General features: G+C 66.3%; 22 protein-coding genes. 17 read left to right on the top strand and 5 right to left on the bottom strand.

Features of this window, described 5'->3' with window-relative positions; genetic code table 11:
- Positions 1-45: 45 nt before the first annotated feature.
- A complete protein-coding gene (gene apbC, locus ABNS06_RS06210) occupies positions 46-1119 on the bottom strand; it encodes an iron-sulfur cluster carrier protein ApbC (protein ID WP_348673270.1) in 1074 nt (357 codons plus the stop codon).
- A gap of 176 nt (positions 1120-1295) precedes the next feature.
- On the opposite strand from apbC, the gene ABNS06_RS06205 reads away from it, so the two are divergent.
- Genes ABNS06_RS06205 through ABNS06_RS06190 form a run of 4 tightly spaced genes read left to right on the top strand, consistent with a single transcriptional unit; the run spans position 1296 to position 5564 of the window.
- Positions 1296-2714 carry a HAMP domain-containing sensor histidine kinase gene (locus tag ABNS06_RS06205; RefSeq protein ID WP_348673269.1) on the top strand — a complete coding sequence of 473 codons (1419 nt, stop codon included), beginning with the start codon at positions 1296-1298 and terminating at the stop codon, positions 2712-2714.
- Positions 2711-3286 (top strand): hypothetical protein, encoded by a 576-nt coding sequence (locus tag ABNS06_RS06200; RefSeq protein WP_348673268.1) that lies wholly within the window; start codon positions 2711-2713, stop codon positions 3284-3286. The genes ABNS06_RS06205 and ABNS06_RS06200 overlap by 4 nt, the downstream gene beginning before the upstream one ends.
- Positions 3283-4605 carry a sigma 54-interacting transcriptional regulator gene (locus tag ABNS06_RS06195; protein WP_348673267.1) on the top strand — a complete coding sequence of 441 codons (1323 nt, stop codon included), beginning with the start codon at positions 3283-3285 and terminating at the stop codon, positions 4603-4605. Before ABNS06_RS06200 ends, ABNS06_RS06195 begins: the two co-directional genes overlap by 4 nt.
- Positions 4602-5564 carry a L,D-transpeptidase family protein gene (locus tag ABNS06_RS06190; RefSeq protein WP_348673265.1) on the top strand — a complete coding sequence of 321 codons (963 nt, stop codon included), beginning with the start codon at positions 4602-4604 and terminating at the stop codon, positions 5562-5564. Before ABNS06_RS06195 ends, ABNS06_RS06190 begins: the two co-directional genes overlap by 4 nt.
- A 247-nt stretch (positions 5565-5811) precedes the next feature.
- On the opposite strand, the gene ABNS06_RS06185 is transcribed toward ABNS06_RS06190, so the two are convergent.
- From ABNS06_RS06185 to ABNS06_RS06170, 4 genes are all read right to left on the bottom strand, one after another.
- A complete protein-coding gene (locus ABNS06_RS06185) occupies positions 5812-6297 on the bottom strand; it encodes a hypothetical protein (RefSeq protein ID WP_348673263.1) in 486 nt (161 codons plus the stop codon).
- 2 nt (positions 6298-6299) lie between these two features.
- Positions 6300-6836 (bottom strand): hypothetical protein, encoded by a 537-nt coding sequence (locus tag ABNS06_RS06180; RefSeq protein ID WP_348673261.1) that lies wholly within the window; start codon positions 6834-6836, stop codon positions 6300-6302.
- Between the two features lie 81 nt (positions 6837-6917).
- Positions 6918-7196: an Lpp/OprI family alanine-zipper lipoprotein gene (locus tag ABNS06_RS06175; RefSeq protein ID WP_348673260.1), complete on the bottom strand. Its 279-nt coding sequence runs from the start codon at positions 7194-7196 to the stop codon at positions 6918-6920.
- Between the two features lie 114 nt (positions 7197-7310).
- Entirely contained in the window at positions 7311-7799 is a 489-nt protein-coding gene (locus ABNS06_RS06170) for a glycine zipper 2TM domain-containing protein (protein WP_348673258.1), read from the bottom strand.
- A gap of 404 nt (positions 7800-8203) precedes the next feature.
- Here ABNS06_RS06170 and metG point away from each other — a divergent pair, with 404 nt between their 5' ends.
- The 13 genes from metG (at position 8204) to ABNS06_RS06105 (ending at position 23150) form a co-directional block, all read left to right on the top strand.
- A complete protein-coding gene (gene metG / locus ABNS06_RS06165; protein ID WP_348673257.1) occupies positions 8204-10213 on the top strand; it encodes a methionine--tRNA ligase in 2010 nt (669 codons plus the stop codon).
- Between the two features lie 67 nt (positions 10214-10280).
- Complete coding sequence (gene rsxA, locus ABNS06_RS06160; RefSeq protein ID WP_348673255.1) at positions 10281-10856, top strand: electron transport complex subunit RsxA; 576 nt, start codon at positions 10281-10283, stop codon at positions 10854-10856.
- Positions 10853-11407, top strand: a complete 555-nt coding sequence (gene rsxB, locus ABNS06_RS06155; RefSeq protein WP_348673253.1) for an electron transport complex subunit RsxB — start codon at positions 10853-10855, stop codon at positions 11405-11407. The genes rsxA and rsxB overlap by 4 nt, the downstream gene beginning before the upstream one ends.
- On the top strand, positions 11404-12996 hold the full coding sequence (rsxC, locus tag ABNS06_RS06150; RefSeq protein WP_348673252.1) for an electron transport complex subunit RsxC: 1593 nt from the start codon (positions 11404-11406) through the stop codon (positions 12994-12996). Before rsxB ends, rsxC begins: the two co-directional genes overlap by 4 nt.
- Positions 12993-13979, top strand: coding sequence for an RnfABCDGE type electron transport complex subunit D (locus tag ABNS06_RS06145; protein WP_348673251.1), 987 nt, complete (start codon positions 12993-12995; stop codon positions 13977-13979). Before rsxC ends, ABNS06_RS06145 begins: the two co-directional genes overlap by 4 nt.
- 11 nt (positions 13980-13990) lie before the next feature.
- Positions 13991-14623: an electron transport complex subunit RsxG gene (gene rsxG, locus ABNS06_RS06140; RefSeq protein ID WP_348673250.1), complete on the top strand. Its 633-nt coding sequence runs from the start codon at positions 13991-13993 to the stop codon at positions 14621-14623.
- Positions 14620-15303, top strand: coding sequence for an electron transport complex subunit E (locus ABNS06_RS06135; protein ID WP_348673249.1), 684 nt, complete (start codon positions 14620-14622; stop codon positions 15301-15303). The genes rsxG and ABNS06_RS06135 overlap by 4 nt, the downstream gene beginning before the upstream one ends.
- Before the next feature lie 25 nt (positions 15304-15328).
- A complete protein-coding gene (gene nth, locus ABNS06_RS06130; protein ID WP_348673248.1) occupies positions 15329-15967 on the top strand; it encodes an endonuclease III in 639 nt (212 codons plus the stop codon).
- Positions 15964-16416, top strand: coding sequence for a GNAT family N-acetyltransferase (locus ABNS06_RS06125; protein ID WP_348673247.1), 453 nt, complete (start codon positions 15964-15966; stop codon positions 16414-16416). Before nth ends, ABNS06_RS06125 begins: the two co-directional genes overlap by 4 nt.
- A 185-nt stretch (positions 16417-16601) precedes the next feature.
- Positions 16602-18938 (top strand): glucosylglycerol-phosphate synthase, encoded by a 2337-nt coding sequence (gene ggpS / locus ABNS06_RS06120; protein WP_348673245.1) that lies wholly within the window; start codon positions 16602-16604, stop codon positions 18936-18938.
- A gap of 324 nt (positions 18939-19262) precedes the next feature.
- On the top strand, positions 19263-20921 hold the full coding sequence (locus ABNS06_RS06115; protein ID WP_348673244.1) for a phosphoenolpyruvate carboxykinase (ATP): 1659 nt from the start codon (positions 19263-19265) through the stop codon (positions 20919-20921).
- An 81-nt stretch (positions 20922-21002) separates the two neighbouring features.
- Entirely contained in the window at positions 21003-21647 is a 645-nt protein-coding gene (locus tag ABNS06_RS06110) for a fumarylacetoacetate hydrolase family protein (RefSeq protein ID WP_348673242.1), read from the top strand.
- A 42-nt stretch (positions 21648-21689) separates the two neighbouring features.
- Positions 21690-23150 carry an OmpA family protein gene (locus ABNS06_RS06105; protein WP_348673241.1) on the top strand — a complete coding sequence of 487 codons (1461 nt, stop codon included), beginning with the start codon at positions 21690-21692 and terminating at the stop codon, positions 23148-23150.
- Positions 23151-23153 lie beyond the last annotated feature (3 nt).

Below are 23153 nucleotides of genomic sequence, written 5' to 3'. Positions count from 1 at the left end.
CTTCCCCTGCCTGCCTCGGTTGGTCGTTGAATCACGAACGTCGCTCTAGTCGTCGACGATGACGATGTCCGGAAAGCGCGAGCCCTGACCCTGCACCCGCCCGGCCAGCCCGGCCGCGGTTCGGCGTGCGATCTCGCGGTAGGCCTGCGCGTTGTCCGACGCCGGCTCGGCGATCACGGTCGGCCGCCCGCCGTCGGCCGCGAGCTGAATCGCGGCATCCAGCGGCAACTGGCCCAGCACCGGCACGCCAGTGGCCTCGGCCAGCCGCTGGCCACCGCCTTCGCCAAAGATGTGGCTGACCTCGCCGCAGTTGCCGCAGCGGTGGTAGGCCATGTTCTCGATCACGCCCAGCACCGGCACCTGCACCTTGCGGAACATTTCCAGGCCCTTGCGGGCGTCGAGCAGCGCGATGTCCTGCGGCGTGGTCACGATCACCGATCCGCTCACGGGAATCCGCTGCACCAGCGAGAGCTGAGTGTCGCCGGTGCCCGGCGGCAGGTCGATGATCAGGTAGTCCAGCTCCGGCCACTGGGTTTCGGTCAGCAGTTGCTGCAGGGCCTGGGTCACCATCGGGCCGCGCCAGATGGTCGGCTCCGAGGCATCGATCAGGTAGCCGATGGACATGGTCGCCAGCCCATGCGCCATCACCGGCAGCATGGTCTTGCCGTCCGGCGACTGGGGCCGTTCGCTGGTGCCCATCATCCGTGGCTGGCTGGGGCCGTAGATGTCGGCGTCCAGCAGCCCCACACGGCCACCATCGGCGAGCAGCGCCAGCGCCAGGTTGGCCGACACGGTGGACTTGCCCACGCCGCCCTTGCCGGAGGCGACAGCAATGATGTTGTGAATCCGCGCCAGCGGACGCAGGCCGGCCTGCACCGCGTGCGTGCCGATCTCCGTGCTCAGACTGACATTGACCGGACGACCGGCGGCCCGCGAGCAGATGGCTCGCAGGTGCTCCAGCGTCGCCTCGTGACGGTCGCCGAGATGAAAGCCCAGCACCAGATCCAGCCGCTGGCCGTCGTTGACGCGGACGGCTCCGGCACTGATCCAGTCACTGTCGAGATAGGGAATCCGGTCGGCCGCCAATGCGGCGGCAATGGCCTCGGTGGAAATGGTCAAGACTCCTGGGTTGCTGCCTGAGCGCGGCCGGTCGGTCCGCCGACCGCGGCTGGCGCGCGAGTGTATCACCCGGTCGGACCGTTCCCTGGCTCGGGTAGACTTGCCGGTATGCATCGAGCGACTGATTGCGCCGAAAATCCCGCGTTCCCGACCCTCCGGCGACGGGCACGCCCCTGATGTTCCGCTTTCGTCCGCGGTCCATGCTCACGCTGGTCGCGACGGGCTACCTGCTCGTCGCGATGCCGCTGATGGTCGCGATTCCGGTCGCCTACCGGTCGGTGGGCGACCTGACGCAGCAGTCCCAGCGCCTGGTCGCGGACACGGCCTCGCTGGTGGACCTGGGCGCGGCGTTGGGCGACCAGCTGGACGCGCTGGACCGAGCCGCCCGTCAGTACGCCATCCTGCAGGACGACGAGGGTCTCCAGGTCGTCCGGGAGCGCATCGCCACGGTCGAGACCACGCTGGATGCGCTGGGCCTGTTCCCCGACGCGATTTCCCTGCTGCCGCTGATCACCATCCGCGAGACCATCGAGCAACTGCCCGAGGAGCTCCAGGGTGGTCTGCCCGATGCGCGCGGAGCGCTGGCGGATCTCGGCAACCTGAACCTGCACCGGCGCAGTGTGGTTCGCGAGATCAACGACTACGTCGACCAGGAAGTCCGCGCCGTCAACGAACAGGCCGACCGGGCAAGGCGGCAGCTGGCCCTGCCAACCGTGGCACTGATTCCCGCGTCCATCGCGCTGGCGATCATCTTCACCTACCTGACCGTGCGCCCGATCCGGCAGTTCTCCGTGGCGATTCGTCGCATGGGCCGGGGCCGGCTGGATCGGCCGGTCGAGGTGGAGGGGCCGGCCGAACTGGTGGAACTCGCCCGCCAGCTCGACTGGATGCGTCAGCAGCTGCTGGCGATGGAACAGGAAAAGGATCGCTTCCTGCAGCACATGTCGCACGAGCTGAAGACGCCGCTGTCCAGCTTCATGGAGGGCCTCGCGCTGCTGCATGACGGCGTGATCGGCACGCCGAGTCCGGAACAGCTGGAGGTGCTGGACATCCTGTCCGTAAGCGCGGACCAGCTGAAGCGGCTGATCGAGAACCTGCTCAAGTTCCACGCCTGGGCCGACGCCACGCAAACCCCGGAGATGGAACCGATCCGCCTGCGCGCGCTGGTGGACAAGGTTCTGACGGGCCATCGGCTCGCCGCCCGGGCCAGCCAGTTGAAAATCTCCAACGAGACCCGAGATATCGGCATCCTGGGTCATGCCGACAGTTTGCAGCTCGCAGTGAGCAATCTCGTGTCCAATGCCATCAAGTATTCGCCCGAGGGCGGCGAGGTAATCGTCCGTGGAGGCGAGAACGAAGATGCCTGGTGGCTGTCTGTGGAAGACAGCGGCCCGGGCGTGGATCTGGCGGATCGGGACACGATCTTCCAGCCGTTCGTCCAGGGCTCCCGCAGCGGTCGCGGTCCGCTGGCCGGAAGTGGCATCGGTCTTGCCGTGGTCGCAACCTGCATGCGTAGGCATGGCGGGATTGTCCACGTAGACTCCGGCCCGAACGGCGGGGCCTTGTTCACCCTGCAGGCACCAAAAACACTATGAAAGCAGGCTTGGTCGGACTCGCGCTGGCGGGCAGTTTGTTGATGGTCGGATGTGGCTTGCTGCCGCAGAAATACCCGGGCGCGACCCCGCCCGGTGCCAGCGGACCCATCATCAGCACGTCGGACGCCAAACCGCGCGACGGTGTCTACGGCTGCCCCGGCCTGTTCACCTTCGCGGCGACGATGGCGAGCTACACGCCCACGCAGCTGGAAGCGGCGGCCGATGGCCTCCGATTCGCCGAGGACAGCGGCATGCCGCCCTGCGATCACGCCCGCCTGGCGCTGCTGACCGCCCGGCCCGGACACCCGGCGTTCGACGCCACGCAGGCCGAAACGCATTTCGCGGCCTTGCTGGACGACGACATCCAGCTGGACAACTGGAGCGAGCGCCTGCTGATTTCGGCGCGGGATACACTGAGGGCCTGGAACGCGGAACAACAGACGCTGCACACCCGTGTCACCCGACTGGAAGCGGAAGCCACCGCCAAGGACCGGACGATTCAGAACATGAAGGAACAGATCAACGCCTTGACCTCCATCGAGCGATCCACCGACCGGGACTACGCGGAATGAGTGACCCGACAATCCTGCTGGTCGATGACGATGACGGGCTGCGACGGCTGCTGGCGATGCGCCTGGGCTCCGCGGGATTCGAGGTTCAGCAATCGGAAAGCGCCGAGGCGGCGCTGGCGAGCGTACGCCGTGAGCGGCCCTCGATCGTCGTCACCGACCTGAAGATGGACGGCATGGACGGCATGGGCCTGCTGGAGCACCTGCGCGAGCACTATCCCGGCCTGCCGGTGATTCTGCTCACCGCCCACGGCACGATTCCGGACGCCGTGGAAGCCACGCAATCCGGCGCCTACGACTTTCTGACCAAGCCCGTCGATCACGCCGAACTGATCGATCGTGTGCGCAGCGCGGTCGCGCAGTCATCGGCCGATGGCGACCAGGAATGGGCCAGCGACATCATCACCGCCAACCCGGGGATGCTGCAGGTCCTGGAAGACGCGCGCCGGGTCGCCGAGACCGATTCCAGCGTGCTCATCCAGGGTGCCAGCGGCACCGGCAAGGAAGTGCTGGCCCAGGCGCTCCACAACGCCAGCCCACGTGGCAAGAAACCGTTCATCGCGATCAACTGCGGAGCGATTCCGGCCGACCTGCTCGAATCCGAGCTGTTCGGGCACACCAAGGGTTCGTTCACTGGCGCGACCCGCGACCACACGGGCCTGTTCCAGTCCGCCGAGGGCGGTACGGTGTTCCTGGACGAGATCGGTGACATGCCGATGGAGTTGCAGGTCAAGCTGCTGCGCGTGTTGCAGGAGCGGCAGATCCGCCCGGTGGGCAGCGCCCGGTCGATCAACGTCGACGTGCGCGTGCTCTCGGCCACCCATCAGGACCTGGGCAAGGCCATCAGCGAGGGCCGGTTCCGCGAGGATCTGCTGTACCGGCTCAACGTCGTCACGCTGCACTTGCCGCCGCTGGACGAACGCCGCGAGGACATCCCGCTGCTGGCCGATCATCTGCTGGTCCGGCTGACGCGCAACACGCGCCGCAAGGTGCTGGCGCCCGAGGCGCTGGAGTGGCTGGTCGGCGCCGACTGGCCGGGCAACATCCGCCAGCTGTCCAATGTGCTGGAGCGCTGTGTCGCGCTGGCGCCCGGGCGGGTGATCGATGCCGAACTGGTCCGCCGCGCGCTGGGACAGGCCGCGCATCGCATCACCCCGCTGGCGGAGGCGCGCGACGAGTTCGTGCGCGACTATCTGGTCAAGCTGCTGAAGATCGCTGGCGGCAACGTGTCGCAGGCCGCGCGGATGGCCGAGCGCAACCGCACCGAGTTCTACAAGCTGCTCGCCCGCCACGACGTGGATCCGGGCGACTTCAAGGAATGATCAGCGGACTCTGGCTGCTCGGCGCGGCGGCCGTCAGCTTTCCTCCCAGCATCGGTCAGCCGATCGAGCGGATCGTCACCGCCGAGGACACCGTCGTCGACATGGCGCGCCGCTTTCGCGTGGGCTTCCAGGAAATCCGCCTGGCCAACCCGGGCATCGATCCCTGGCTGCCCGGCACCGGGCGCACTGTGATCCTGCCGGCCCAGCACCTGCTGCCCCGCTGGTCGGCGCCGGACCCGGTCCCCGGTGAAACTCGCCTGCTGATCAACGTGGCGGAGATGCGGCTTTACGCATTGTTCGCCGACGAGTCGATTCCGGAGCGCGCCCGGGTAGTGAGCTTTCCGATCAGCATCGGCCGCCAGGACTGGCGCACTCCGCTGGGCACGACCCGCATCATCAGCCGGATCAAGGACCCGACCTGGACGCCACCGGAATCGATCCGGCAGGAGGCCCTGGAGCGCGGTGAGACCCTGCCGGACGTGGTTCCGGCCGGCCCCGACAATCCGCTCGGCCAGCACGCCCTGCGCCTCGGGTTGCCGGGCTATCTGATCCACGGCACGAACAAACCCGCCGGCATCGGCATGCAGGTCACCCATGGCTGCATCCGCATGTACCCGGCCGACATCGCCTGGCTGTACGACAACGTCAGCGTCGACACCCGCGTGGATCTGGTGAACCAGCCCTACAAGTTCCGCTGGTCCGGCGATCAGCTGTGGATGGAAGCGCATTCGCCGTGGGTGCCCGGCGCACCGGACGCGACCACGCTGGAGACGCTGGATGCCGCACTGTCCGCGGCCATCGGTGAACGGCCTGGCGTGGTGGTCGACCTGGACCGGGTGCGCGAGATCGCGACGTCCGCAGTCGGCATGCCCGCGCAGATCCCACTGCTTGCGCAACCGGAACGCATTGTTCCGGTCAACGGCGCGGAATCGGCGACCGCGGGCGACGAACCGCTCTAGCGTTTTCCACGGCCCGCCAGCGGAACCCCGGCCTGAGCCGTACCCAAAAAAGAGAGGCGGCCCGAAGGCCGCCTCGATTCATCCGGGGCTCTCAACCAGCGAACGTGACGTTCGACGGTTTGCGGGGAGGGGGGAGTGGCAATCGAACCTCCGGATGAAACCTGACCGACCCCCGATACGGCGGCCGCTAGGGAAGCACTGATTTATTCACACCACCAATTGGCGGCGTGAATAAATCAGTGCTTCCCTAGGAGCGGGAACCGCCGAACGGGGAGTCGGAATTCCAGTGACTGCCGTGCGATTGCTCGCCCAGCATGAGTCGCAGGCCGCTGACGATGCCGCGCCCGATGAGCCAGTAGACGGCGATCGCCAGCACCACGCTCAGATCCACGGCTGCGCCGAGCACGTCGACGGACGGCAGCAAACCCGAGAACGGCGTGGCCAGCGGAGCGGACAGCGTGGCGATCCATTCGACCAGCGAAGCCGGCCCCACCTGCAACGGCAGCACGAACAGCCGCGCGATCAGCAACCCACAGGCAAGGCCGACGCCGAAGCGGACGAAGCTCTCGGACGCCCGGCGAAGCCGGCCGCGCCGCGCATCATGCACGGCGCGACGAATCCGCTCCTGATGCTCGGGCCGTCCGTGCATCGACGCGTGACGCCGCTCACGCGCCCGCTCCTTGCGGTCGTGCGCGTCGACATCCGTGCGCAGCGTTTGCTCTCGGACCGCCATGATCAGAACTCGAAGCGAGCCCCGGCGGACACCGTGTCGGCATCATCGGCGAATTCCATCGCCGCCTGAAGCTTCACGCGCGGGGTGATGCCGTAGAGGCCGGCAAGACGCAGCGCGGTGTCTCCGTCATCGTAGAGATCGACATAGCGCAGACCCGGCGACAACTCGAACCGCGAATTCGGGACCAGCCAGCGCAGGTCGGCACGCAGGCCGATTCCGGTGTCATCGCTGTTTCCAATCTCGATCGACTCGAAAGAGGCTCCCGCGACCAGGTCCAGACCCGGTTGCAGGTTGTGGTTCAGGGCCAAACCCGCGGTGAGACGCTCCAGTTCGTCCTGGTCGGAAATCTGACCGAACAGGTGCAGATCCGGGCTGATCGCCGCCGCGCCGCCGATGCCAAAGCCGTCGTAGTCGTCGCCGACGTCGGGGTCGGTGTTCAGATACAGCGCGTCGATGTAGGTGTAGTTGTGTGCCAACGCGGTCGCGGAGCAACCCAGCGCCACGATCCCCGTCAGCTTGGCAAGACGCGAAATCATCATTGTTATGTCCTTGTCGTTCAGGTCGGGAGGGGGTTCCGCGGCCGACGGTGCCGGCCGCGGATCAACGCCTTTCGCTGCCCGTTACTTCTGCATGGTCTTTTCGAACATGCGGTTCATGCGCTCGGTATTGGCCTGGCAGCACTTCTGGGAAGCGGCAGCAGCCTCTTCGGCGCGAGCAGCGCGCGCATTGGCTTCGGAGGCGGTGCTCTGAGCGGCCACGGCCTTGCGGTCCGCCGCGTCAGCGGTCTGCTGCGCCTGCTCCGCCATCGCGCGGATTTCTTCCAGGTCGCTGGTCGTCACACAGCCCGACGCACCTACGGCCAGCAGCGCTGCGCCCCCAAGCATGGCGATTTTCTTCATGGTTATTCCCTTCACGTTGTTACTCCTGAGTTGAATGATTCACGCAGTGGCGCGGTCTCCGACCGGGCCGGCCACGCGTGCCGCTTAGATCAAACGGCACGCCATACGTTCTATCTAGATGTGGACGAGACGGTCACCCGACACCTGCACCTCGTCGCCGACACTGAAGCCGGTCGCGGAGGCCAGACTCACGGTGCGATCACCACCGGATTCCATGTCGATGGTCACCTGGTACACCATGCTGGAGTTGCGACGTTTCTCGACCTCGTTTCCGGCGACGGCACCGCCTACGGCACCCGCGGCGGTGGCGGCATCGTTACCCGATCCGCTACCGAACTGATGGCCAACCACGCCACCGATGATCGCGCCGGCCACGGCGCCCGCGCCGGTGGTCTCGCCATCCACCTTCACCGGCGTGATCGCGGTGATGGTTCCGCAGCTCGAACAGGCTTCGGCCACTTCAGTGGACGGAGACGTTTCATCAACGCCGCCCGTGTTCGAACCATCCACGTCACCACAAGCCTGGAGGGAGACGGCACAGGCGGACATCAGACCGACGGCCACCCAGCGCTCCCAACGCGTTGTCTTGTTCGACTGGTTCATTGTTCGTTCCCTTTTGTTCATGACGAATGCCAGCGGCGGTACTCGTTGGACGACGTCCATCAGTGCCGCTTTGCCAGCCTTGTTGCCAGCGCCGTGCCATTTCATTTTTCTTCTTTTAATTCAATGATTTGATAACGTTCACGGTCACTTTCTTACCGGCACAAGGTGAAAAACACCCCCAATCTGTCTCCTGTGGGCGACAAAACACCCCGACAAGCAGTTTTAGTGCTTTCTCGACAAGAACTTATGTTGTATCGGATCAACGACATTTCGCTTGGCTGCCGCCAGAGACCGACCACTTGAACCCGGTGAAACGCCCCGTTGGCGCTGACCGGAGCCGCGGACGGAAGGGGGCCGCCCCTGTGGCATAATCCGCCGCCCTTTTTGAGCGGAGCCCTGGGGCCATGTCCCGCACCCTGTTCGTCACCAGCGCATTGCCGTACGCCAACGGTCCGATTCACCTCGGCCACATGGTGGAACATGTCCAGAGCGACACCTGGGTGCGGTATCAGCGAATGGCTGGCAACCGGGTCATCTACTGCTGCGCGGACGACGCGCACGGCTCGGGGATCATGCTCAAGGCCGAGGCCGAAGGGGTGTCACCGGAGCAGCTGATCGCCCGGTTCAAGAACGAGCACCTGCGTGACTTCGTCGACTTCGGCGTCGCCTACGACAATTACCACTCGACCCATTCCGACGAGAACCGGGAACTATCCGCGCTGATCTACACCCGCCTGCGTGACGCGGGGCTGATCGAATCGCGGGACGTCGAGCAGGCCTACGACGCCAAACGCGGCATGTTCCTGCCCGACCGTTTCATCAAAGGCAGCTGTCCCGTGTGCAAGACACCGGGGCAGTACGGCGACAACTGCGAGGCCTGTGGCGCGACCTATCGACCCACCGATCTCATCGATCCGGTGTCGGTCGTCTCGGGCGAGCCGCCGGTGCAGAAATCCTCGGAGCACTTCTTCTTCCGCCTGCCGGCGATGGAGAGCTATCTTCGGGACTTCCTGAAATCCGGCGTGGTCCAGGACTCGGTCGCCCCGAAGCTGGCCGAATGGTTCAAGGCCGGCCTCAAGGACTGGGACATTTCCCGCGACGCGCCTTACTTCGGCTTCGAGATTCCCGACGCGCCGGGCAAGTATTTCTATGTCTGGGTAGACGCACCGGTCGGCTACATGGCCAGCCTGAAGCATCTGGCGGCCCGCGACGCGGATGTAGACTTCGACGCGATCTGGAGCAAGGACTCCGACGCCGAGGTGTACCACTTCATCGGCAAGGACATCATCTATTTCCACGCGCTGTTCTGGCCGGCGATGCTGGAGGCCTCGGGCTTCCGCTCGCCTACCGGCGTGTTCGCCCACGGCATGATCACGCTCAACGGCGAAAAGATGTCCAAGTCTCGCGGTACGTTCATCACCGCGCGGACCTGGCTGGATCACCTTCCGGCGGAGCCGCTGCGCTATTTCTACGCATCGCGCATCACCGGCTCGATCGAGGACATGGATCTCGGCCTGCAGGATTTCATGCAGATCGTGAATGCGGACCTGGTCGGCAAATACGTGAACATCGCCAGCCGCACGGCGAATTTCATCACCAAGCGCTTCGACGGCGAGCTGGGTTCGGAGGTCGACCAGGCACTGCTGTCGCAGGTTGCCGGCGCCGCCGACGAGATCGCCTCTGCCTTTGACGCCCGCAACTTCGCCAAGGCCACGCGACTGACGATGGCGGCCGCCGACGCGGTCAACGCCTACATCGCCGAACAGCAGCCGTGGGTGATCGCCAAGGACGCCGAACGCGGCGCCGACCTGCACCGGGTGTGCACGACGGCGCTCACCGCATTCCGCGACCTGACAACCTATCTCAAGCCGGTGGTGCCGAAGATGGCAGCCGATGTGGAGGCCTTCCTGAATCTGGCACCGCTGCAATGGTCGGACATCGGCCGGCCGCTGGCCGGACAGCGAATCAACAAGTTCAAGCCGCTGATGACACGAATCGAGGACAAGCAGGTGACCGCGATGCAGGATGCCGCGAAACAGATGGCCGAGGCCGCCAAGGCTCCGGCAGCACCGGCGACGAAGGACGACGACGTGATCGCCATCGACGATTTCATGAAGGTGGACCTGCGCGTGGCCCGCGTGGCCGAGGCCGCCCCGGTGGACGGTGCCGACAAGTTGATCCAGTTGACGCTGGATGTCGGCGAGCTGGGCACGCGGAACGTCTTCGCGGGCATCAAGTCCGCCTATGCGCCGGAAGATCTGGTCGGCAAGCTGGTCGTGCTGGTGGCCAATCTGGCACCTCGCAAGATGCGGTTCGGCGTGTCGGAAGGCATGGTGATCGCGGCCGGCGACGGCCAGGGCATCTTCGTCGTCAGCCCGGATGCGGGCGCGACGCCGGGTTCACGCGTGAAGTAGACCGCTGCCCCGGCCCGTTTCGGCGGGCGGGACCGGTCACCGAGCACTCGCCAGAGAAGCACGGCCCATGAACGAATACCTGCTGATTCTCGTTGGCACCGTTTTGGTCAACAACTTCGTGCTGGTGCAGTTCCTGGGCCTGTGCCCGTTCATGGGCGTGTCCAACAAGCTGTCCGCGTCCATCGGCATGGCCGGAGCGACCACCTTCGTGCTCACTCTGTCGGCGATCAGCGCCTATCTGGTCGAGACCTATCTGCTCGACCCGCTGGGCCTGGGCTACCTGCGCACCATCAGTTTCATCCTGGTCATCGCCGCGGTCGTGCAGTTCACCGAGATGGTGGTACGCAAGTCCAGCCCGCTGCTCTACGAGGTGCTGGGCATCTACCTGCCGCTGATCACGACCAACTGCGCGGTGCTGGGCGTGGCCTTGCTCAACGTGCGGCAGGCCAATGGCTTCATCGAATCCGCCCTTTACGGCTTCGGCGCCGCGGTCGGGTTCTCGCTGGTGATGATCCTGTTCTCGTCGATCCGCGAGCGTCTCGCCGTCGCCGACGTGCCGGAGGCGTTCAAGGGCGCCCCGATTGGGCTGATCACCGCCGGCATCATGTCGCTGGCCTTCATGGGCTTCACCGGGCTGGTGTGACCATGATCGCGGCCATACTCGCGCTGACCGCGCTTGCCGCGGTGTTCGGGCTGGTGCTCGGCTTCGCCGCCGTGCGCTTCAAGGTCGAGGGCGATCCGCTGGTTGACCAGATCGACAAGATCCTGCCGCAAACCCAGTGCGGCCAGTGCAACTACCCGGGCTGCCGACCCTATGCCGAGGCGATCGCCGGCGGCGAGGCGGACATCAACCAGTGCCCGCCCGGCGGCGAGGACGGCGTGATCAAGCTCGCCGAACTGCTGGGCCGCGAGCCCAAGCCGCTGAACCCGGACAACGGTACGGCCAAGCCGGTGCCCACGGTGGCGTTCATCCGCGAGGACGAGTGCATCGGCTGCACCCTCTGCATTCAGGCCTGCCCGGTGGACGCGATCCTGGGTGCCCGCCAGCAGATGCACACGGTGATCGCCGAGGAATGCACCGGCTGCGATCTCTGCGTGCCGCCCTGCCCGGTGGACTGCATCGACATGCTGCCGGTCGAGGACACGGTGTCGACCTGGCGCTGGCCCACACCCGACCGCAGCCAGGCCGCGTGAACGCCGTGGTGAAACCATTGGGGCACTTTCCGGGCGGCCTGCATCTGGAAGCCCACAAGCTGGATGCCCCGATCCGCGACGCCGACATCCCGACCCGGCTGATCGTGCCGGTGTCGCAGCATGTGGGACAGCCGGCCAAGGTCATGGTCGAGGTCGGCCAGCGGGTGGTCGGCGGACAGATGCTGGCGGCGGCCGAAGGCTATGTCTCCACCCCCGTGCATGCGGCCACGTCGGGCAGCATCGTGGCGATCGAGGAACGACCGGTGCCGCACCCGTCCGGGCTGTCCGCGGCCAGCGTGGTGATCGAAACGGACGGCCTCGATGAACACACCCCCGACGATCCCGCGGACGGTTTCGCGATGGATGCGACGACGCTGCGCAATCGCGTGCGCCAGGCCGGCGTGGTCGGTCTCGGCGGCGCGGCGTTTCCCAGCTTCATCAAGCTCAATCCGGGAAGCAGCGTGGTCGACACACTGGTGCTCAACGGCGCCGAGTGCGAGCCCTACATTTCCTGCGACCAGGCGCTGATGAGCGAGCGGCCCGAGGCCATTCTCCAGGGTGCGCAGCTGATCCTGCACGCGCTGGGTGCCCGCCAGTGCCTGTTCGGCGTCGAGGACAACAAGCCCAAGGCCATCGCGGCGCTGCGACAGGCCGCCGATACCCTGGGCGACGAGCGCATTCGCATCGTCACCGTGCCGACGCGCTATCCGCAGGGTGGCGAAAAGCAGCTGATCCAGACACTCACCGGCCGCGAGGTGCCCAGTCACGGGCTGCCACTGGACATCGGCATCGTCTGCCACAACCCGGGCACGGCGCTGGCGGTTCGGGACGCGGTGACCCGCGGCCGGCCGCTGACCGAGCGCGTCGTCACCGTCACCGGCCCCGGCGTCGCGAGCCCCTGCAACCTGCGCGTGCGCATCGGCACGCCGGTGAGCGAGTTGCTCGAGCAGGCCGGCGGACTGGTCGATCCGGATTGCCGCCTGATCATGGGCGGGCCGATGATGGGATTCGCGCTCGCCAACGCCGATGTCCCGGTGATCAAGGCGACAAACTGCATTCTCGCGCTACGCCCGCAGGACCTGCGCCCTGAAACGCCAGCCATGCCCTGCATTCGCTGCGGCGCTTGCGCGGATGTCTGCCCCGCCGGACTGCTGCCGCAACAGCTCTACTGGCATGCCAGGGCCGAGGAGTTCGACAAGGCGCAGGACTACAAGCTGTTCGACTGCATCGAGTGCGGCTGCTGTGCCCAGGTCTGCCCTAGCCATATCCCGCTGGTGCAGTACTACCGCTTCGCCAAGACCGAGATCTGGGCGGACGAGCGCGCCCGCCGCAAGGCCGACGTGGCACGCCAGCGGCACGAATCTCGGCTGGCACGGTTGGAGCGCGAAGAGGCCGAGAAGAAGGCCGCCCGCGAGGCGAAGAAAGCGGCTCTGCGCGCCCGCGCTGAACAGCAGGCGCAAGCCTCCGAGGCCAAACCCGCGGACAAGCCGGCCGACGACCCGGTCGCCGCGGCGATCGCCCGCGCCAAGGCCAAGGCCCAGGCGAAACAGGACGGCGCACCACCTCCCGCCGAGGGCACGGACCCGTGAACCAGCCGCTGAGCTCTCCGCATCTGCCGGTGCGCCCAACGGTCGGCGGCCTCATGCGTCGGGTGCTGCTGGCGATGATTCCCGGCGCCGCGGCCATGGTGATCTGCTTCGGGATCGGCGTGCTGATCAACCTGCTGGTCGCGCTGGCCGCCGCGCTGGCGACCGAGGCGGCGCTGCTGCGGCTGCGCGACCGGCCGCTCAAACCCTTTCTCACCGACTGGACCGCGGTGCTGACGGCCGCCCTGTTCGCGCTGGCGCTGCCGCCGCTGGCGCCGTGGTGGCTGACCGCCATCGGCGCGGCCATCGCCATCGCCCTGGGCAAGCAGCTCTACGGCGGGCTCGGCCAGAACCCGTTCAACCCGGCCATGGTCGGCTACGTCGTCGTGCTGATCTCCTTCCCCACGGAGATGACCTACTGGACACAGCAACCCACCGGCATCACCGCGACCTTGCAGGCGCAGTTCGGCCAGCTCGGCGCCGCGGGGCTGGACGGGCTGACCGGCGCGACGCCGCTGGACGCGCTGCGCAGCGGGCTGGCGCAGGAACGAATCGTCGACGAAGCCGTCGGCGGGCTGGCAGGGCGCGGCGGCTGGGCCTGGATCAACGGTGGCTTTCTGCTCGGCGGGCTCTGGCTGGTCTTCCGCCGCGACATCAGCTGGCGCATCCCGGCAGCCGTGCTCGCGGGCATTGGCGCGATGGCGCTGCTGTTCTGGCTGATCGACGGGGACCGCCACGCCTCGCCCTGGTTTCACTGGACCAGCGGCGCGGCGATGCTCGGCGCCTTCTTCATCGCCACCGACCCCGTCTCCGGCGCGACCACGCCTCGCGGCAAGCTGATCTTCGGCGCCGGTATCGGCGTGCTGGTCTACCTGATCCGCACCTGGGGCGGCTACCCGGACGGGATGGCCTTCGCGGTGCTGCTGATGAACCTGACCGTGCCGCTGCTCGACGCCCATACCCAGCCGCGCGTGTACGGCCGATGAGTGGCGACGCCATGAGCATCCGCCGCCAGATGGCGGTGAGCGCCGGCCTGCTCGCGCTGTTCGCGGTGATCGGTGGCGTGCTGGTGGCCGGTACCGAGACCCTGACCCGCGACCGGATCATCGAACAGCAGCGGGCGGCACTGCGTGCCACGCTGAACGAGGTGCTGCCCGCCGACCGGTATACGAACACCCTGCTGGACGACACCGTCACGCTGAGCGACCCCGACCTGCTGGGCACCGATGAGCCGGTGATCGGTTACCGCGCCTGGCTGGGCGATGAGCCCGTCGCCCTGCTGTTTCCGGTCGTCGCGCCCGACGGCTACAGCGGCGACATCCGTCTGCTGATTGGCGTCGACGCCGACGGCGTACTGACCGGCGTCCGCGTGCTGGATCATCGCGAAACCCCGGGGCTGGGCGATGCCATCGAAACCCGCCGCGGCGACTGGATCCGGCAGTTCGCCGGTCTGTCGCTGGACCAGCCACCGGCCGCGCAGTGGAAGGTGCGCAAGGATGGCGGCCAGTTCGACCAGTTCGCCGGCGCCACGATCACGCCGCGTGCGGTGGTCAAGGCCGTGCGCAAGGCGCTGGTATTCTTCGAGCAGAACCAGAACCTGCTGTTCACCCAGCCGCCCACGTCTCCATGAGCGCGACCTCCGACATCATCCGCAATGGCCTATGGACCAACAATCCAGGGCTGGTCCAGTTGCTGGGCCTTTGTCCGCTGCTCGCGGTCAGCAACTCGGTGGTCAACGCGCTGGGACTCGGACTGGCCACGCTGCTGGTACTGACCGCGTCCAACATCGCGGTCTCGGCGATCCGCGATGTGGTGCGCGACGAGATCCGCATTCCCGTGTTCGTGCTGGTGATCGCGGCGTTCGTGACCACGGTCGAACTGGCGATGAACGCCTGGCTGCACGAGCTGTACACCATCCTCGGCATCTTCATTCCGCTGATCGTCACCAACTGCGCCATCATCGGTCGCGCCGAAGCCTTCGCCTCGCGCAACCCGGTGGCCCACGCGGCGCTGGACGGTTTCATGATGGGCCTCGGTTTCGCGCTTGCGCTGCTGGCCCTGGGCGCCCTGCGGGAACTGCTGGGCGCCGGCACGCTGCTGGCCGATGCGGAGCTGCTCTTCGGCCCGGTCGCCGAATCCTGGACGATCACCGTGATTCCGGAGTTCCGCGGCTTTCTGCTCGCGATCCTGCCGCCCGGCGCATTCATCGGTCTGGCCCTGCTGATCGCGGCGAAGAACGCCTGGGAGCGGCGCCAGCCGAAACCGGCCGCACAGCCAACCACGGCGGGCGCCGAACCCGACGCCGCCTGAATCCACTCACCCCGTCAGGACTCCCGTGAACGCCGCCAAGCGGATCGAGATCTTCGAGCGTCTGAAGGCGCAGCGCCCCAAGCCCGAGACCGAGCTGAACTACAACTCACCGTTCGAGCTGCTGGTCGCGGTGGTGCTATCGGCGCAGGCCACCGATGTCGGGGTCAACAAGGCCACCACCCGGCTGTTCCCGGTCGCCAACACGCCGGAGGCCATCGCCGCGCTGGGCGTCGAAGGCCTCAGTGAGTACATCAAGACCATCGGCCTCTACAATTCCAAGGCGCGCAATGTCATCGCGTTGTGCCGCCAGTTGATCGAACACCACGACGGCGAGGTGCCAAACGACCGCGCGGCGCTGGAGGCGCTGCCCGGTGTCGGCCGCAAGACCGCCAATGTCGTGCTCAACACCGCATTCGGCCAGCCGACGATCGCGGTGGACACCCACATCTTCCGCGTGTCCAACCGCACCGGGATCGCCCGGGGCAAGACCGTGCGCGAGGTCGAGGACCGGCTGGTCCGCCTGGTGCCGAAGGAGTACCGCCTGGATGCACACCACTGGCTGATCCTGCACGGACGCTACACCTGCAAGGCGCGCAAGCCGCTGTGTGGCGAATGCGTGATTCGCGATCTCTGCGAGTTCAAGGGCAAGGAGGCCGTCACATGACCGCCGTCGCCATCGTGCGCGTGAGCATCGACCAGGTGCTGCCGGTCCGGCACGCGCTGCTGCGGTCGCATCAGCCACTGAGCAAGGCGCAGTTTCCGGGAGACGACAATCCCCGTGTCGGTCACTTCGCGGCGATGCGCGATGGCCGCATCGTCGGCGTGGTGTCGATCTTTCCCGAGGCCGATCCACGCTGCAGTCAGTGCGATCCGGCTCAGCAATGGCGCATTCGCGGCATGGCCACGGCACCGGAGATCCGCGGGCTGGGCGCCGGCGCCAGCCTGCTGCTGTCAGCCATCGACCATGCCGTCGACGGCGGTGCCCGGACCATCTGGTGCAACGCCCGGCAGCCGGCGATCGGTTTCTATGCCCGCTTTGGTTTCCGCGGTGTCGGTCCGATCTTCGACATCCCGGAAATCGGTGACCACCAGTACATGGAACGCCCCTGCTGAACCACGTCCCGGTCCGCACGCGAATGGTGGCCGGTTTGAGATGCGGCAGCGCACAAGGCAGACTGATAGAACGGTTCAACAGCACGCGCCACGCGGCTGACATTGGTCTGGCGGATGGGTTGCCGCCGCACTCACGGTCGTTCGCGGCGTGCCACGAACCCCCAATCCGCACCCTCAAGGAATGAATGCTTCTAGCGACTGATCTCGACGGGACGTTCCTCGGCGGACGGCAGTCCGACCGTATGCGTCTTTACCGCTTTCTACCCCGACAACCGGAGGTGGCGCTGGTTTTCGTCACCGGTCGCGGGTTCGAACACGTCCTGCCGCTGATCTACGATCCGACCATTCCGACGCCCAAATACGTGATCTGCGACGTCGGCACGACCATCGTGCACGGCGACACGCTGGAGCCGGTGCAGCCGATCCAGTCCGAGATCAACCAGTGCTGGCCGGGCGAGCCGGCGATCCTGGATGCCATCGAGGGCATTGCCGGCCTGGAGCGCCAGGAGGTTCCGCAACAGCGCCGCTGCTCGTTCTTCGTGCCGCCGGATTTCGACGCCGAACCGGTGCGTCAGCGCGTCGAGCCGCTGGGCTGCGAGGTGCTGCATTCGGCCGATCGCTACCTGGACATCCTCCCGAAAGGCATCAACAAGGGGACGACTCTCAAGAAACTCGTCGCCCTGCTGGAGATGGACCCGGATCGGGTGCTGGTCGCCGGCGACACGCTCAATGACCTGCCGATGTTCGAGACCGGCTTCAAGGGCGTGGTGGTCGGCGCCGCCGAACAAAAGCTGGTCGATGCCACGCAGCGCATGTCCCAGGTGTTCCACTCGGAGCACACCGGCGCCGGCGGCATCCTGGACGCATTCAGCTACTTCCAGTTCCTCGGCCCCAAGGCCATCGAGGAACTGACGCGCTCACGCCAGGAGCGCGGTTCGTCCCAGCTGATCATGGTCTACCACCGACTTCCCTATGAGGAGCACGAGGTGGACGGCCGGATCGAGCATCGCCGGCCCAAGAGTCCCAACGGGATCATGCCCAGCCTGCTGTCGCTGTTCGAAGGCGGGCGCACCGGCATGTGGATCGCCTGGTCGCAACAGGACACGCGCGCTCCCAAGGGGTTCCAGGATCACACGGTGGTCGACGAGGACGCGTACCCGAACCTGATCGTCTCCCGCGTGCCGCTGACCGCGCATGACGTCCAGCGCTTCTACAAGACCTTCTCCAAGGAGGCGCTGTGGCCGACGATCCATACCTTCATCGAACGCACGCGCTTCAACCACGAGGACTGGCACCACTACGTCGAGATCAACCGGATTTTCGCCGAGCGCACCGCGGCCGAGGCCGACGAGGGCGCGGTGATCTGGATTCACGACTACAACCTGTGGATGGTGCCGGCGCATCTGCGCCGCATGCGCCCCGACCTGCGCATCGCCTTCTTCCACCACACCTATTTCCCGTCGTCGGAAATCTTCAACGTGATTCCGTGGCGGCGGCAGATCGTCGGCAGCCTGCTGCAATGCGACTACGTCGGCTTCCACATCCCGCGTCATCTGGAAAACTTCGTCGACGTCGTCCGCTCGAACTTCCCGGTGGAGGTGCTGGAGCGGCAGAACTGCGCACCGCGTTTTCTGACCTACGACTGCGCCCTCGGTCTGGACGAGATGACCACCGGCATCAAGGTGTCGGACGATCACGTCGTCCACATGGGCGCGCACCCGATCGGCGTCAGCGCCAACCGCATCCGCGGCCTGATCGAGAGCGAGCAGGTTCAGCAGCGCATGGCCGGGCTGCGCGAGGAACTCAAGGGCAAACGCGTCGTCCTGTCCGTGGAACGGCTCGACTACACCAAGGGGCCGCTCGCCAAGCTGGAAGCCTTTGAGCGACTGCTGGAGGAGAATCCGGAGCTGCACGGCAAGGTGACCTTTGTCGACGTCGTCACCCCCGCCGCACGCGGCATGAAGATCTACGAGGAAATCCAGCAACAGGTCGAGCTGTCGGTCGGCCGCATCAACGGCCGGTTCGCCAAGCTGGACTGGACGCCGGTGCGCTTTTTCTTCCGGTCGCTGCCGTTCGAGGACGTGCTGGCCTACTACGCGGTCGCCGATGTCGGCTGGATCACGCCGCTGCGTGACGGCCTGAACCTGGTCGCCAAGGAGTACGCGGCCGTGCAGGGCCTGACCCGCGGCAAGGGCGTGCTGGTGCTGTCCGAGTTCGCCGGTGCCGCGGTGGAATTGCAGGGCGCGCTGCGCACCAATCCCTACGACGAAGTCGACATGATGAATCAGCTCTATCGCGCACTGACCCTGGGCGATGCCGAGCGCCGCGATCGCATCGCGCAGATGGCCGATGTCGTCATGCATCACGACCTGGAAACCTGGGGCCAGGACTTCATCCAGGCCGTCAAGCAGGCGGCGCGACGGCGCCAGCGCGCGAAGAACGATCCCGGCGCGAAGATGGCCCGGGTTTACGCCGCGCATGCCGTGGTCGGCTCGGACAAGGAACGGGTCACGCCCGCGTAGCTGCGGTCCCGGTCAGGACCACGACCACCGAGGGTCAACACGGCGCGAGCGCACCATTCTTGAGTAGCTTGCCCCGACGCCTCGGTTGCGATATGGGCCTCCCGACGTTACCCTCTCCGTCCGATTTTCGCGGTGATGACACGAATTTCTTGGCCGTGTCCTCACCCACTCGAGACACCCCCCCGCGACGCGACTGCCGACCCCCCGGTCGTCACCGGCGGCGCCGAGGGCATGAGCCGTTGACGATGATCCCCTCTTCGATGGCAACCGAACTCAACCCGCCGTTGGCGGGTCTTTTTGTTGGCTTTTCTATGGACACGACGCATGGATTTCCGGAGCACGCTGAAAGATAAATTCGGGCTCGACACCGTTGACTACCACTACCAGCTCTCCAAGGATGAGCTGTTCAACGAGGCGCTGGCCCACGATCGTGGTCGCATCCGCGCCGATGGTCCGGATGACGAACCCAAGGCCTACGCCACCAAGCTGGGCGTGAACGGCCCCCTGGTCTACTACACCGATCCCACCTGCACCGGTCGCCCGGTTCAGGACACCTTCGCCGTCGCCTGGCCCGAGGTCGAAGACAGCGTGTGGTGGAAGAAGGACTTCAAGAAATTTGACCCCAAGCATTTCGGGCCCCTGCTCGAACGCGTGGTCGCCCACCTGAACGCGAAAAACGCCCGCCTCTACGTTGAGGATGTGTACTGCGGCTGGGACCCGGCCTACGCCGTGCCTTATCGCTTCGTCGGTGAATACGCCACCCACGCGATGTTCGCCAAGAACATGTTCGCCCACGATATCGAGGGCGTCGAGGACGAGGAAACCAAGCGCTGGACGCTGATCAACGTTCCGTCCTTCCACTGCGATCCGGAACGCGACGGCACGCTGTCCAAGCGCGCGGTCATCATGGACTTCAAGAACCAGGTCGGTCTCGTGCTCGGCCGCGCCGACTACTGCGGCGTCAACAAGAAGACCATGTTCACGGTCATGAACTACCTGATGCCGGGCATGGGCGAGCTGTCGATGCACAGCTCCGCGAACGTCGGCAAGCGCGGCGACGGCGCCGTGCTGTTCGGCCTGTCCGGCACCGGCAAGACTACGCTGTCGGCCGACCCGGACCGCGAACTGATCGGCGACGACGAACACGCCTGGACCGCCACCGGCGTCTCGAACTTCGAAGGTGGCTGCTACGCCAAGCTGATCGACCTGGACAAGGATGCCGAGCCGATCATCGCCGCGGCGCTGTCCATGCCGGGCACGATCATCGAGAACGTGCCGCCGCTGCCGGGCAAGCCGCTTGAAGAAACCGATCCGCAGGATCTGGACCTGACCGACGGCTCCATCACCGAGAACACCCGCTTCTCCTACCCGCTGGAATGCAACCCGAACGTCGCCGACGGCGCGCGCGGCCCGCATCCGGAAACCATCATCTTCCTCACCGCGGACGCCTTTGGCGTACTGCCCCCGGTGTCGGTGCTCGACCCGGAACAGGCGATGTACCACTTCGTCTCCGGCTTCACCGCCAAGCTGGGCGGCACCGAGGTCGGCGTGACCGAACCCACCGCGGCGTTCTCCGCCTGCTTCGGGGCACCGTTCATGGCGCGGCCACCGAGCGTTTACGCCGAGCTGCTGGCCAAGAAGATGAAGGAGCACAACTCGCGCTGCATCCTGCTCAACACCGGCTGGTCCGGTGGCGTCTATGGCGTCGGCAAGCGCATCTCCATCAAGCACACCCGCGCCCTGCTCAACGCGGCGCTGGAAGGCGAGCTGGACGCGGGCAAGGTCGACTACATCACCCACCCGATCTTCAAGCTGCGCATCCCGACCAGTTGCCCGGATGTTCCGTCGGACATTCTCGATCCGCGCGACACCTGGGAGGACAAGGACGCCTATGACGCGCAGGCCGAGAAGCTGCGGCAGATGTTCCGTCAGAACTACGAGGCCAAGGGCCTGGGCGAACTCGGCATCCCCGCGGTGATGTAACACGCCCGACGCGGTATTTCGCGACAAGCCGGCGTACCCTTCGGGTCGCCGGCTTTCTCGTATTCAGGGCCTGGAGCCTTCATGGACCCAAGAATCTTCTGCATCGGTCGCAACTACGCGGAGCACATCCGTGAGCTGGGCCATCCCGAGGACGGCGACTGCGTCGTCTTCATGAAACCCGCCTCCTGTCTGGTCGCACCGGATCAGCCGGTCGTGATCCCCACGGACCGCGGCGCCGTGCACCACGAGGCCGAGCTGGTTGTCCGCATCGGCTGCGAGGCAAGCCATGTCGATCCCGACGCAGCGACGGCCGCCGTCGACGCCCTGGCGCTGGGCCTGGATCTGACCCTGCGCGACGAGCAGAATCGGCTGCGCAAGGACGGCAAACCCTGGGAACTTGCCAAGGCATTCGACCACGCCGCGCCGCTGGGGCCGTTCACGCCCTGGAACGGCGAGGTGCCGCTGAACGCGATCACCTTCACCTGCCGCGTCAACGGCGAGTTGCGGCAACAAGGCGATACGCGGCAGATGATTTTCTCCGTTCCGCGGATCATCAGCATCCTGTCGCGAACCTGGCGGCTGCGCCCCGGCGATCTGATCTACACCGGAACACCGGCGGGCGTGGCGGCGCTGCAACCCGGAGACATCGTCGAGCTGGACAGTTCCGTGTTGCAGTCCGCACGTTGGGCTATCCACGGGTATGACGCGCCGCAAAAACTTGGCTAATGTATGCATCCCTCTTCATTTGAACCCTTGGGGACATCACAAATGATCTATGGACGTCTGGCGCGGCTGACTGGGATTGCCGCCATTTCGTTATGCGCATCCAACACCTTCGCGGCAGACGACGCACCCGGCTGGTACACCAACATCGGCATCGGCATCACCGCTCCCGCCGACGCCGACGTGTCGGCGAACCATGTGTCCACGGTCGGCGCGCCCACGAACTTCACCAATTCCTTCGATGCGGGCTTCGCCTTCGAATCACGGCTGGGCTATGACATGGCCGGCGTGATGCGCCCCGAGGTCTCGCTGGGTCTGGGTCAGGCCGACGTGAACAGCAGCAACGCCACCGGCGAGGTGGAGACGGCCAAGCTGTTCGGCAACCTGTGGTTCGACCTGGGTACAACGAATCTCGGTACCACCAAGACGCTGCTGCCCTACCTCGGATTCGGTATCGGCTTCCTGAACTACTCGCTCAAGGACTACGCGGTGGGTGCCAACCCGCGATTCGGCGAAAGTGATCGCGTGACCGCCTTCCAGCTCGGCTCCGGCATCACCATGCCGCTGACCTCGGCGCTGGCCCTGTCACTGGACTATCGCTATGTCATCGGCGGTGACCCGGACCTCGGCTCCAGCGCCGGCAGCTTCGACACCGAATACAACGCTCACAACCTCTACGTGGGCCTGCGCAGCGCGCTGGGCTTCGGCACGCCGGACGCCGACCATGACGGCGTCGCGGACGCAAACGATGCCTGCCCCAGCACGCCGAAGAACATCCCGGTTGGCGCCAGTGGCTGCCCCTATGACACGGATACCGACGGTGTCGCGGACTACCTCGACAGCTGCCCCGGCACCCTGCCGAACTCCTCCGTCGACGAGCGCGGCTGTGTGTTCGACAGCGACCGTGATGGCGTCGGCGACAACGTGGACCAGTGCCCCGGCACGCCGAACGGCGTTCCGGTCGACGACACCGGCTGCGAGATGGATTCCGACGGTGACGGCGTTCCGGACACGCGCGACCGCTGTGCCGCCACGCCGAGCAACATCGCGGTTGATGCCTCCGGCTGCGCGGCCGATGCCGACCGCGATGGTGTCAGCGACAAGCTGGACCAGTGTGCCGACACGCCGGCCGGTGCCCAGGTCATGAGCAACGGCTGCGCCGCTGATCAGCGCCTCGTGCTCCGCGGTGTGAACTTCGAGACCAACTCGGCGAAGCTTGCGCCGAACGCCACGCGCATCCTGGATGCCATCGCGGATACCCTGCGAGAGTCACCGGCGTTCTCGATCCAGATCAACGGCCACACGGACAGCGTGGGCGCGGCAGCGTACAACCGGACGCTTTCGCAGAAGCGTGCCGATTCCGTGCGCAACTACCTGATCTCGTCCGGCATCGAAGGCTCCCGTCTGAAGGCCACCGGCCTCGGCGAGACCAGCCCGATCGCCTCCAACGACACGAGCCAGGGTCGCGCGCTGAACCGTCGCGTCGAAATCCGCGTCCTGCAATAGGAC

It is taken from the genome of uncultured Abyssibacter sp. (assembly GCF_964000955.1).
Classification (GTDB): domain Bacteria; phylum Pseudomonadota; class Gammaproteobacteria; order Nevskiales; family OUC007; genus Abyssibacter.
The sequence above is the reverse complement of the archived record's forward strand: the minus strand, read 5'-3'. Positions and strand labels throughout refer to the sequence as shown.